Raw genomic sequence first — 11,434 nt, 5'->3', positions numbered from 1 at the left:
CGTCGATATAATTCAAGTTATGGTCGATATATTTGGAAAATCGCTGATATAATTTTATTTACAAAGGTTACTCTAACGAGTAACCTTTTCGTATTGTACAAATTGGATAGACTAGTTTACAATCGAGCGTATAAAAGGGGGAGTAAAATGAAGCGCATTTCCATTTTAATAGCGGATGATGAGGCAGAAATTGCTGATTTAATTGAGATACATTTAGAAAAAGAAGGGTACCACGTCGTGAAAGCAGCTGATGGAGAAGAGGCAATTCATATTATTGAAACGCAGCCAATCGATTTAGTGGTTTTAGATATTATGATGCCGAAAATGGATGGGTATGAAGTGACGCGCCAAATTCGCGCGAAGCATCATATGCCAATCATTTTCTTAAGTGCTAAAACGTCTGATTTTGATAAGGTGACAGGTCTTGTGCTAGGCGCAGATGATTATATGACGAAACCTTTTACACCGATTGAATTAGTCGCACGTGTAAATGCACAATTACGCCGATTTCTTACGTTAAATCAGCCGAAAGTGGCGGAGAATAAATCTGCTTTAGAGGTAGGAGGAGTCGTTATTGATCCTGAGCGAAGAACGGTAAATGTGTACGGAGAACAAGTTGAATTAACACCGAAAGAGTTTGATATTTTATATTTATTAGCGAGTCACCCGAAGAAAGTGTACAATGTGGAAAATATTTTTCAGCAAGTATGGGCCGATGATTATTTTGAAGGCGGAAATACAGTTATGGTACATATTCGTACGTTGCGGAAAAAACTTGGGGAAGATAAAAGAAAGAATAAGTTAATAAAAACAGTGTGGGGAGTAGGTTATACTTTCAATGGCTAAAAAGATGAGAAGTTTTCGCTCGAAGATGGTTATGCTATTTGCGTTAAGTATGGTATTTGCTGGTGGCGTAACGTATATCCTTTATGAAGGGTTACGGATCTATTATAAATTAGTCGTTCGTTTTGAGGATCCGTTAGCTCAAGTCCGGTCGATAATAAGACAACTTGGGGATGTTAATTTCTTTTTAATTATTTTCATCCCTCTGTCCATTATGTTTTTCTTCTTCCTTACTAGGCCGTATTTAAAATATTTTGATGAGATTTCAAACGGAATTCATCATTTGGCGAACGGAGATTTTACAAATGAAGTGCGCGTTTTATCAAATGATGAGTTTGGATATATTGCAAGCGAAATTAATGTAGCGAGTGAGAAATTAAAGGAAGCGGTGGAACGAGGAGACTTCGCAGAAAGTAGTAAGGACCAGCTTATTGTTAACCTAGCTCACGATTTAAGAACTCCATTAACATCCGTGTTAGGATATTTAGATTTAATTCTTAAAGATGAAAATTTAACGAAGGAACAAATTAAACATTTCTCCACAATTGCATATACGAAATCGCAAAGGCTCGAAAGTTTAATTGATGAGTTATTTGAAATTACACGTATGAATTATGGCATGCTAAAGCTGGATAAAAAGCCGATTGATATAAGTGAGCTACTTATACAGTTAGATGAGGAATTGTATCCGTTATTAGAAAAACATCATTTAGAAGCTAGATTGAATGTTGATCCTCATTTGCCGATTAACGGTGATGGAAAATTGTTAGCTAGAGTATTTGAAAACTTGTTAACAAATGCTGTTCGTTACGGATATGATGGGCAATTTGTTGATTTGAATGGGTATATCGATAATGGAGAAGTTGTCGTACAAGTTATAAATTATGGAGATAGCATTCCAGAAGAAGATTTACCGTATCTTTTTGATATGTTTTATACAGGTGATAAATCGAGAACTGAGAATCGTGGCGGGACAGGCCTTGGACTATTTATTGCGAAAAATATTGTTGAACAGCATAACGGTACGATTTCTGCTGAAAGTAATGTAGTTAGAACAATGTTTGAAGTGCGATTGCCAAAAGACGAGAACGTAACAATTTAATAAAAATTTAAACTTTACCCCACTTTTTATTTTAATAGTTTTTTCTATTCTAGACGTAAGTTACGTTAAGGAGGAACTAGAAATGAAAAAGTGGGTATTTATTTCTTTTTTTATCGCATGCACAATCTGTGTAGGCGTTTATATATCACCGTTATTTCAAGAAGAAGTTGATGTGAAAATCGGCGGGGAAAATAGTGCAGTAAAGAATGAAAATATGAAAAAGATAGAGGTTACAAAAGAAGAAATTTATAAAGGGGATCTATTATTAGTTAACAAAGACTACCCAGTGAAAAAAGATAGTATTAGGTCTGACATTATAAATGTAAATCACAGTAGTGAATTAGTGAGAGGCTACGTAATATTTGATAGAAATCTTCGTTTATCAAAGGATGTTGTAAAAAAGTTTTTGAACGTTGTCGATGCGGCTGGAAAAGATGGTGTACAACATTTCTTAATGAATAGCGGGTATAGAGATTTTAAAGAACAAAGTAAATTATATAAAGACATGGGATCTGATTATGCACTCCCGGCAGGATATAGTGAACATAATTTAGGGTTATCACTGGACGTTGGATCAACGCAAAAGAAAATGGAAAAAGCGCCTGAAGGAAAATGGATTGAAGAGAACGTATGGAAGCACGGCTTTGTTTTACGTTATCCGAAAAATAAAAGCAATATAACAGGCATTCAATATGAGCCGTGGCACATTCGTTATGTCGGCTTACCTCATAGTGCGATTATGCAAAAAAAGAAAATGACATTAGAGGAATACTTAGACTTCTTGAAAGAGAAAAAAGAAATCACAACCGATGTGGAAGGTAAGAAATATACGGTGTCTTATTATAAAGTATCCGGGAACAGGACAGTGAATGTTCCCGCGAATAAGCAGTATGAAGTTTCGGGGAATAATATGGATGGGGTTATTGTGACGGTTCAGGAATAGAGAAAAAGTTATCTGAAGTAGATAGCTTTTTTTCATGATTGGCCGCCTATCAAGCTAGCGAAATAAATCAATGGATACGAAATATAATTGTTTTTAAACTAGCAAGTAAAAGTAGGAGTGCTAAAAAAGCTTATTAAAGTGCGATTTTTTTATTAGGTACTTGTCTATGCTTTATCGTTGTTTTATACACAATATCGGATTATAAAAAATGGTACCTTCTTATATCGATGAGATTTAAGACCATTCTTTTTAAGCAGTTGATAAAGGCGATTACTTGAAATAGGAACGAAAAGGAATTATTAATTATATAAATTGCTCTATATTTGCACCGAATGAATTAGTTATGAGATTTATTTTAAATGTCATTAAATAATTGTTTTATACAAATTGATAGTAACAAATATTGATGATTATTAATAGACTAGTTAAATTTTTCTTAATATTTTATTATTTAAAATGCGAGATAATAAAAGTGTATTTTTATTGTTTTCTGCTGTTATATATTTAGGAGGGAGAATGGTAGATGAAAAAGAAATTTATCACGGGGATGATTTCTGCTGCATTATTGCTGAGCTTTACTTTACCATCAATTGCTGATGCAAGTATTGAAACGGAAGAAGATGGTATTGTAACGGAGTATATCCCTGAAATCAATCTAGGCATTGATTTATCAAAGGTTGATACTTCTGACTTCGATTTTGAAAATTTCGAAAAAGAGTATGGGTTTTTAGTAAATGACCCTGTTTTTTTACAACTAGAGGAGGAAGTAAGTAAACTAAGGGTTGAATCTGTTGTTGAAAAAAATCCTTTTACTGGCGAATTGGTTGTTAAGCAGGAGATATTGCCTGCTATTGTTCTTGGTGCATTAAGAGTATTAGTTTCAAAAGTAGGTAGAACTGCTGCGGATAAAGCCTGGGCGGTTGCGCGTCCATATGTACAAAAGGCACTCAATTCTCCGAAGCAATATATTTTAGAAGCAGCTAAGGGTGGAATGATAATACAAGTACGTTCTAAAGCTACTGGTAACCGAGTTTTTGCCATAGATTATCATTATATTGATGGAAAAGGTCCTATCTTACATTATCATAGTCCTCCTAATGTTGGTGCACATAAATATTTTAGATAATGTCTAAGGAGCTTATATCTATGAAAAAATATAACTTTGAAGATTCGATTCATATGCATTTATTTTATTACAGGGATATAGAAGAGGTTTTTACATATGAGGCTATAGCTTATAAAGTATGTAATGAAAATTTATGGGTAGTGTATTTTGATATTTCTTACTATGAGGATTTATCAAATCATCAATTTTCTCAGTATCCATTCTATGATAAGTATGGATATGAAATTCTCCATGTTCGTACAAAAGATCTAGATGAGTGTGAAGGAAATAAATTATTTACTGATTGGTTAATTAATAATTCAATTGTTTAGTTCTAGCCAGCTATTGGTGGGCAGTAAGGGTTCCACCTCAAAAGTTGGTGAAGGCTAATCCACACTGAGTAAAGTTTCATTTTATAAATCTATCTATCACCAAAAGGCCTAGCAATTTAAGTGCTTTTTGGTTTTTTATTTATGATAGAGAAATGTCTTGAAAAATCAGAGGCACAATGTACTAAAAATATCTTAACATATAAAATTTACGAAATGATAATTGTATCTATTATTGGGAATTAAACATTATAACGTTATATTTACTTCTCCCTTTTTTTGTGTTACGCTAAAAGTGTGAAAGAGATATAAAAATGAAATTTTAATGTAAGCGTATTCTTATGGCTTCTTATAGAAAAGGGTGAAGTACAATGACAGAACGATTCGTACTACGTAACGTGAAACGTGTGAACGGGGAAGAAATTGACATTGTAATTGAAAATAATAAAATCGCACAGGTAACGAAAGCTGGTGCTGGCGAGGGTGGAAAGGTTCTTGATTACTCAGGTACTTACGTATCGAGTGGCTGGATTGATTTGCACGTTCATGCTTTTCCAGAGTTTGATCCGTATGGCGATGAGGTGGACGAAATTGGCGTTAAGCAAGGGGTAACGACAATTGTTGATGCGGGTAGCTGCGGAGCTGATCGTATTGCAGATTTAGTAAAAAGTAGGGAGCAGGCGAAAACGAATTTATTTGCCTTTTTAAATATTTCTCGCATCGGTTTGAAACGAATTGATGAATTATCCAATATGGAATGGATCGATAAAGAGAAAGTAATAGAAGCAGTAGAAAAGTATAAAGATGTAATCGTTGGGTTAAAGGCGAGAATGAGTAAAAGTGTCGTTTGTGATAGCGGAATTGAACCGCTTCATATAGCGCGTGATTTATCCCGTGAAACATCATTACCGATTATGGTACATATCGGTTCAGCGCCTCCTCGCATTGAGGAAGTTGTACCTCTTTTAGAAAAAGATGATGTGATTACACATTACTTAAACGGGAAAGAAAATAATTTATTTGATGAAGAAGGCAAACCGCTACCTGTGTTACTAGATGCAGTGAATCGCGGCGTACATTTAGATGTTGGTCACGGTAATGCTAGTTTTTCTTTTAAAGTAGCAGAGGCGGCGAAGCGTCACGATATCATCTTTAATACGATTAGTACAGATATTTACCGGAAGAATCGCGTTCACGGTCCCGTGTATAGTATGGCTCACGTTCTTTCGAAATTCCTTTACTTAGGTTATCCGCTAGAAGAAGTAATTGATGCGGTGACGAAAAATGCAGCAGAGTGGCTTAAGAAACCAGAGCTTGGCCGTATTCAAGAAGGCGATATTGCAAACTTAACTTTATTTACGGTGAAAGATGAGAAGATTACGTTAATTGATTCAGAAGGGGATCAGCGCATCGCTGAAAGAAGAATTGATACGAAAGGGGTTGTAATCAATGGGTCATTCATTGAATGCTAAGTATGGATTAAAAAGAGTGATTAATGCGAGCGGTAGAATGAGTATTTTAGGTGTATCCGCTCCGACAGATACAGTTATGGATGCAATGAAACATGGGGGACAAAATTATGTGGAAATTGCTGATTTAGTAGATAAAGCAGGAGATCATATTGCGAGAATTCTAGATTCAGAGGCAGCGGTCGTTGTGAATTCAGCATCGAGCGGAATTGCGCTTTCTATCGCAGCAATCGTGACGGAAGGAAATCGCCGTAAAAGTGAAAGACTTCATCAAGAGGTCATCGCGAAAAACGAAGTGATTATGTTAAAAGGTCATAACGTTCAATACGGTGCTCCTGTTGAAACGATGATTTATTTAGGCGGAGGAAAACTTGTAGAAGTTGGCTACGCAAATGAAGGGAAAGCAGAGCATATTGAAGATGCGATTGGTGAAAATACAGCGGCGATTCTTTATGTGAAATCCCATCATGCAGTACAAAAAAATATGATTTCTGTTGAAGAAGCATGGGAAGTTGCGCAGCGAAATAACATCCCTCTTATCGTTGATGCGGCAGCTGAAGAAGATATTCAAAAATATGTGAAGTATTCAGACCTTGCCATTTATAGCGGTTCAAAAGCAATTGAAGGACCTACTTCTGGTATTGTTGGCGGGAAACGAAAATATATTGAGTGGCTGAAAGTGCAATTACATTGCATTGGAAGAAGTATGAAAGTTGGGAAAGAAACAACTTTTGGTTTACTGCAAGCACTTGATGAGTACGGAGTAAAAGAAGATAAGAGCGAGCAAGAAAAAGAGTTATTACAAGTACTTATGCCGCTAAAAGAATTAAACGGTGTAAATGTAACGATCGTTCAAGATGAAGCGGGAAGAGCAATCTTTAGAGCTCGTATTCATATTGACGAGAAAGAATTAAAAAAATCAGCAAAAGACGTTGTGACAGCATTACGCGAAGGGGAAATTGCCATTTATACACGTGATTACGGAGTAAGACAAGGATTCTTTGATATTGATCCACGTCCACTTTTAGGTGATGACATACATGTGATTGAAGAAAAATTGAGAGAAATTGTAGGGGGAAACTAAAATGACAAACATTCAAAAACGTTTTTATAAAGGCCGCGTAGCATTAAATGTATTAGCGAACAATATCGAAAACGCGAAAGATATTTTTGAAGCAGCAGAAGGTTATGTAGTAGTGGGAGTGTTATCAAAAGACTATCCAAAAGTAGAAGAAGCAGTTACAGCGATGAAAGCATACGGAAAAGAAATTGAGGATGCTGTATCGATCGGACTAGGAGCAGGAGATAATCGACAAGCGGCAGTTGTAGCTGAAATTGCGAAACATTATCCAGGTAGCCATATTAACCAAGTGTTCCCTTCAGTTGGAGCGACACGTGCAAATCTTGGTGGAAAAGATAGCTGGATTAATAGTTTAGTATCGCCAACAGGAAAAGTAGGGTACGTAAATATTTCTACTGGTCCAATTAGTGCAGCTGGAGAAGAAAAAGCAATCGTTCCAATTAAAACAGCGATTGCACTTGTACGTGATATGGGTGGAAATTCATTGAAATACTTCCCAATGAAAGGGCTAGCTCATGAAGAAGAATATCGCGCAGTTGCGAAGGCTTGTGGGGAAGAAGGATTCGCATTAGAGCCAACAGGCGGAATTGATAAAGAAAACTTTGAAACAATTGTACGTATTGCGCTTGAAGCAAATGTAGAGCAAGTGATCCCGCACGTGTATTCTTCTATTATTGATAAAGAAACTGGTAATACGAAAACAGAAGATGTTCGCGAATTATTAGCAGTCGTGAAGAAGTTAGTTGATCAATATGCGTAAGAAAATCGCAGCATTCGGTGAAGTAATGATGCGCCTGCAAGTACCAGGATATGAGTTGTTGTCGCAAGCTAACACATTACATTACTCATTTTCTGGTACAGGTGTGAACGTTGCGGCAGCACTTTCTCATCTCGGTCACGAAGGCTTTCTTATTTCGACTTTACCGGAAAATTCGGTTGGAGATGCTGCGGTATCACACATTCAGAAATTAGGTATTCGTCCTTCATTTATTTCAAGAGGCGGTAAATATGTCGGCATGTACTTTTTAGAAAATGGATTTGGGGCACGTGCGAGCCGCGTTACATATTCAAATCGATTAGAAAGTAGCTTCAATACGGCATGTGAAGACATGTATCAATTTGAAGAAATCGCAAAGGAAATTGATATCGTTCATTTTTGCGGGATTACACTTGCGATGAATGATACGGTGCGTCATCATATGAAATCTTTAGCGAAAGCAGTGAAAGAAAACGGAGGAACTGTCGTCTTTGATTGCAATTATCGTCCGTCACTTTGGGGAGAAGACGGATATGAACAGGCGAGACCGCATTATGAAGAAATGTTAGGGCTAGCTGATATTGTAATGATGAATGAAAAAGATGCGATGTTTATTCTTGGAATGAAAACAGAAGAGACAGAGCGAGAGGCGCAGCTTGTTGATCTTATTCCAAAAGTAGCTGAAACGTATCATATCGCTACAATCGCTGGTACACATCGCTCTATTAATAGCGATAATACACACTCGCTTCGCGGATTTATATGTAAAGATGGTGCGTTCACTTTTGCAAAAACACTTACGTTTTCTGTATATGATAGAATAGGTGCTGGAGATGCTTATACGAGCGGGATTATTCATGGCGAGATAGAAGAGTTTGCACCAGAGAAAGCTGTTTCATTTGCGTCAGCAGCTGGAATGCTTGCACATACAATCGTCGGTGATACGCCAATGTCATCAGAGAAGGATATACTTCGGGCAATGACGGCATCAGTAGGTGATGTAGAAAGGTAGTGGGTGTAACGGTGAACGTAACGAGGAAAAAAGGACCATTATATTTACAAATAAAAAACATTATTCGTGATCGAATATTGCATGGTGTATATGCGATTCATACGAATATTCCTTCCGAACCACAGTTAGAAGAAGAGTTCAAAGTGAGTAAAATTACAGTGCGAAATGCAATTAAAGAACTCGCTCAAGAAGGATATTTGGAAAAGAAAAGCGGTAAAGGAACGAAAGTTATCCGTAATACTTCTGCGACAAAGTTGTCAAAGGGTAAAAAATTTACAGAAGTGTTAGTGGAAGAAGGATATAAAGTACAAAAGAAATTGCTCAAAGCAGAGATCGTTCATAATGAAGAAGGAACGGTGCCATTTCGATTATTCGGTAAGGAAAGTTTTCGCATTGAACGTTTATATACGTTAAATGATGCACCGTACATTCATTATACGCACTATTTCTCAGCACACATGGCAAGTACAGATTTATCGGACTTTGATTTGCAATCGCTTTACGATTTAGTAGAAGACCGAGGTATACATTTAGAAAACTTCAGAGATGAATTCGCTGTTGGACTTGCGCCTAGTTTCGTTGCCGAAGCGTTAGGTGAAAAAGAGGGGACAGCGTTATTAAAACGTATGCGCTATTCTTACGATGAGGTTGGAGAAGTAATTGAATATAGTGAAGGCTACTACAATACAGAAATGCAGCATTATGTAGTGAATTATGACGTATAAAAAAGAGGGGATTTTCCCTCTTTTTTTATCCCGCGTTAACGGACAGTAAAACTCCCACCTCAAAATTCAGTTGGAGCAAAGAAGTTAGGTGGGAGTCGGGCTGTCCATAAACGTCCGATTGGTTCAACTAATAATCAGTGGGGGATGAACAAAACCCCCACTGATTAAAGTTTCACTTTATAAAGTAAGGAGAATGGGAGATGGATATATACTTATTAATCGTCACGTTACTTGCAATTGCGATTGTTATTTTAGGGGTATCATGGTGGAAATGGCATGCATTTATTAGTTTAACAGTTGCGAGTTTATTTTTAGCTATCATGTCTGGATTGAATTTGACGAAAATAGTGACTGCCTATGAAACTGGTGTCGGTAGTGTACTAGGGCATTTAGTTGGTATTTTAGCTCTCGGTACAATTTTAGGAAAAATGATGTCCGATTCAGGGGCCGGCATGCAAGTGGCAGATTTCTTTATTCGATTTTTCGGTGTAAAGAAACTACCTTGGGCTATGTTATTTGCAGGATTTGTTATAGGGATTCCGGTATTTTTTGAAGTGGGAATTGTCATTTTATTACCACTTGTTATTTCCATTCGAAAAACGACGAAGCAAAATATATTATTAATTGCGTTACCTGTCATTGCTGGATTATCTATTGTTCACGGGCTCGTGCCACCACATCCAGGAGCGATGACAGCAATCGGTATTTATAACGCGAACTTAGGAAAGGTACTATTATATTCATTACTTATCGCGTTACCAACAGCCATTATCGCGGGACCGATATTTGCAAAGTGGGTACATAAAAGGGTTATACCTGAAAATGAACCAGAGCTTATTCGAGTTACGACTGTCTCAACTGATTTACCGAGTCGGAAAGTTTCATTCTTTATTATTTTACTCCCAGTTGTATTGATGATTTTATCGGTCGTTGCACCTTATATTTCATTACCAAAAAAGATGACTGAATTTTTTGTGTTTATTGGAAGTCCAGTAATTGCTTTACTTATTTCATGTTTCGCAGCATTTTATTTACTTGGAATAAGACAAGGAATTAATAAAAAGATGATTAAAAAATTAACAGACGAAAGTTTATTACCGGTCGGTTCCATTATTTTAATTATCGGTGCAGGCGGTGGATTTAAACAAATATTAATTGAAAGCGGCGTTGGAACAGCGATCGCGCAAATGGCAGAACATATATCGTTATCACCAATCGTATTAGCTTTTATGGTAGCTGGATTAATTCGAATTGCAACAGGTTCAGCGACAGTAGCATTAACGACAGCAGCAGGGATTGTTTCACCAGTTATTCAGCACATGTCTGGTGTGAATTTAGAGTTGCTTGTTATTGCAACCGGAGCAGGCTCATTAATGTTTTCTCACGTAAATGATGCAGGATTCTGGCTTGTAAAAGAGTATTTAGGTTTGACGGTGAAGGAAACGTTTAAAACGTGGACGGTACTGGAGACATTGTTATCATTTATTGCATTTGGTTTTGCGCTTTTATTGAATATGTTTCTTTAGGAGAGGAGATCAGATTTAAACGAACAAAACCTAGAGGAAATGTAATTTCTCTCTAGGTTTTATTCGTTTTTTTGCTTTCTATTACGTAATGGAACGGACATACTGATTTTCTCCATCGTCTTTGACAAAGACTCCTAGCTCATTCAAATCTTTGCGTAAATGCTTCTTTTTCTTCGAATTTCCGTCTCGGATAGCATTTCGTCTTTCATACAAAATGGTATTTACATTTTTACTAAATCGCTCATCCTCTAATTTCCATAGACTATAGTCTTGCTTATAAGGATCTTGTTCCACCCACGGAAAGCCGTGCAGCAAGAAAATATCTTTAATTTTATGTGGATTTATATCAGATTTTTCACGTAACCATTCGCGTTCTTCTTGATCAATGATTACCACTTGGCCTGTATCTACAAAAACGGCTTTTACATTTGAACTGGTAATTTGCTTCTTTTGATCGTCCTTATTTACATGAATGCTTTCCGAAGTAATGTTCATTTTTAAAGCTTCACTATAAATAATTAAAGAAAATAAAATTCCTGCAA

12 protein-coding genes and 1 pseudogene are annotated in these 11,434 nt (G+C 36.5%); 11 read left to right on the top strand and 2 right to left on the bottom strand.

The annotated features are described in order from the left end of the window. The first annotated feature begins 147 nt into the window (after nucleotides 1-147). The 3 genes from MR079_RS25885 to MR079_RS25875 all read left to right on the top strand — a co-directional run bounded on the left by MR079_RS25885 (nucleotide 148) and on the right by MR079_RS25875 (nucleotide 2,888). On the top strand, nucleotides 148-846 hold the full coding sequence (locus tag MR079_RS25885) for a response regulator transcription factor (RefSeq protein WP_000822490.1): 699 nt from the start codon (nucleotides 148-150) through the stop codon (nucleotides 844-846). Next, nucleotides 839-1,945 (top strand): HAMP domain-containing sensor histidine kinase, encoded by a 1,107-nt coding sequence (locus MR079_RS25880; RefSeq protein WP_242294887.1) that lies wholly within the window; start codon nucleotides 839-841, stop codon nucleotides 1,943-1,945. The genes MR079_RS25885 and MR079_RS25880 overlap by 8 nt, the downstream gene beginning before the upstream one ends. An 82-nt stretch (nucleotides 1,946-2,027) precedes the next feature. Continuing rightward, complete coding sequence (locus MR079_RS25875; protein ID WP_242294886.1) at nucleotides 2,028-2,888, top strand: M15 family metallopeptidase; 861 nt, start codon at nucleotides 2,028-2,030, stop codon at nucleotides 2,886-2,888. 133 nt (nucleotides 2,889-3,021) lie between these two features. On the opposite strand, the pseudogene MR079_RS29480 reads toward MR079_RS25875, so the two are convergent. Then, nucleotides 3,022-3,213, bottom strand: a pseudogene (locus tag MR079_RS29480) (hypothetical protein); the annotation flags it as partial. 198 nt (nucleotides 3,214-3,411) lie between these two features. Between MR079_RS29480 and MR079_RS25870 the strand changes: the two are divergent. From MR079_RS25870 to gntP, 8 genes are all read left to right on the top strand, one after another. Continuing rightward, on the top strand, nucleotides 3,412-4,014 hold the full coding sequence (locus MR079_RS25870; RefSeq protein WP_242294885.1) for a hypothetical protein: 603 nt from the start codon (nucleotides 3,412-3,414) through the stop codon (nucleotides 4,012-4,014). 20 nt (nucleotides 4,015-4,034) lie between these two features. Further along, the gene (locus MR079_RS25865; RefSeq protein ID WP_139869546.1) at nucleotides 4,035-4,325 is read left to right on the top strand and encodes a DUF3986 family protein; all 291 of its coding nucleotides are present in this window, start codon (nucleotides 4,035-4,037) and stop codon (nucleotides 4,323-4,325) included. Between the two features lie 368 nt (nucleotides 4,326-4,693). After that, nucleotides 4,694-5,794: an amidohydrolase/deacetylase family metallohydrolase gene (locus tag MR079_RS25860; RefSeq protein WP_242294884.1), complete on the top strand. Its 1,101-nt coding sequence runs from the start codon at nucleotides 4,694-4,696 to the stop codon at nucleotides 5,792-5,794. After that, nucleotides 5,772-6,875 (top strand): DgaE family pyridoxal phosphate-dependent ammonia lyase, encoded by a 1,104-nt coding sequence (locus tag MR079_RS25855; RefSeq protein WP_242294883.1) that lies wholly within the window; start codon nucleotides 5,772-5,774, stop codon nucleotides 6,873-6,875. The genes MR079_RS25860 and MR079_RS25855 overlap by 23 nt, the downstream gene beginning before the upstream one ends. Nucleotide 6,876: 1 nt before the next feature. After that, the gene (gene dagF, locus MR079_RS25850; RefSeq protein WP_242294882.1) at nucleotides 6,877-7,632 is read left to right on the top strand and encodes a 2-dehydro-3-deoxy-phosphogluconate aldolase; all 756 of its coding nucleotides are present in this window, start codon (nucleotides 6,877-6,879) and stop codon (nucleotides 7,630-7,632) included. Further along, the gene (locus tag MR079_RS25845) at nucleotides 7,625-8,641 is read left to right on the top strand and encodes a sugar kinase (RefSeq protein ID WP_139869550.1); all 1,017 of its coding nucleotides are present in this window, start codon (nucleotides 7,625-7,627) and stop codon (nucleotides 8,639-8,641) included. The genes dagF and MR079_RS25845 overlap by 8 nt, the downstream gene beginning before the upstream one ends. After that, nucleotides 8,641-9,366: a GntR family transcriptional regulator gene (locus MR079_RS25840; RefSeq protein ID WP_000539264.1), complete on the top strand. Its 726-nt coding sequence runs from the start codon at nucleotides 8,641-8,643 to the stop codon at nucleotides 9,364-9,366. Before MR079_RS25845 ends, MR079_RS25840 begins: the two co-directional genes overlap by 1 nt. Before the next feature lie 200 nt (nucleotides 9,367-9,566). Further along, complete coding sequence (gene gntP, locus MR079_RS25835; RefSeq protein WP_074606133.1) at nucleotides 9,567-10,892, top strand: gluconate permease GntP; 1,326 nt, start codon at nucleotides 9,567-9,569, stop codon at nucleotides 10,890-10,892. An 81-nt stretch (nucleotides 10,893-10,973) separates the two neighbouring features. Here the strand turns inward: gntP and MR079_RS25830 are convergent. Further along, a partial coding sequence (locus MR079_RS25830) for a YqeB family protein (RefSeq protein WP_242294881.1) occupies nucleotides 10,974-11,434 on the bottom strand: 461 nt, incomplete at its 5' end.

It is taken from the genome of Bacillus cereus group sp. BfR-BA-01381 (assembly GCF_022663555.1).
Taxonomy (GTDB): Bacteria; Bacillota; Bacilli; order Bacillales; family Bacillaceae_G; genus Bacillus_A; species Bacillus_A pacificus.
This window is presented reverse-complemented; position numbering and strand designations above follow the sequence as displayed.

Coding starts and splice junctions, on each gene's coding strand:
- MR079_RS25885 (WP_000822490.1), top strand. CDS start 148: ATGAAGCGCATTTCCATTTTAATAGCGGATGATGAGGCAGAAATTGCT.
- MR079_RS25880 (WP_242294887.1), top strand. CDS start 839: ATGGCTAAAAAGATGAGAAGTTTTCGCTCGAAGATGGTTATGCTATTT.
- MR079_RS25875 (WP_242294886.1), top strand. CDS start 2,028: ATGAAAAAGTGGGTATTTATTTCTTTTTTTATCGCATGCACAATCTGT.
- MR079_RS25870 (WP_242294885.1), top strand. CDS start 3,412: ATGAAAAAGAAATTTATCACGGGGATGATTTCTGCTGCATTATTGCTG.
- MR079_RS25865 (WP_139869546.1), top strand. CDS start 4,035: ATGAAAAAATATAACTTTGAAGATTCGATTCATATGCATTTATTTTAT.
- MR079_RS25860 (WP_242294884.1), top strand. CDS start 4,694: ATGACAGAACGATTCGTACTACGTAACGTGAAACGTGTGAACGGGGAA.
- MR079_RS25855 (WP_242294883.1), top strand. CDS start 5,772: ATGGGTCATTCATTGAATGCTAAGTATGGATTAAAAAGAGTGATTAAT.
- dagF (WP_242294882.1), top strand. CDS start 6,877: ATGACAAACATTCAAAAACGTTTTTATAAAGGCCGCGTAGCATTAAAT.
- MR079_RS25845 (WP_139869550.1), top strand. CDS start 7,625: ATGCGTAAGAAAATCGCAGCATTCGGTGAAGTAATGATGCGCCTGCAA.
- gntP (WP_074606133.1), top strand. CDS start 9,567: ATGGATATATACTTATTAATCGTCACGTTACTTGCAATTGCGATTGTT.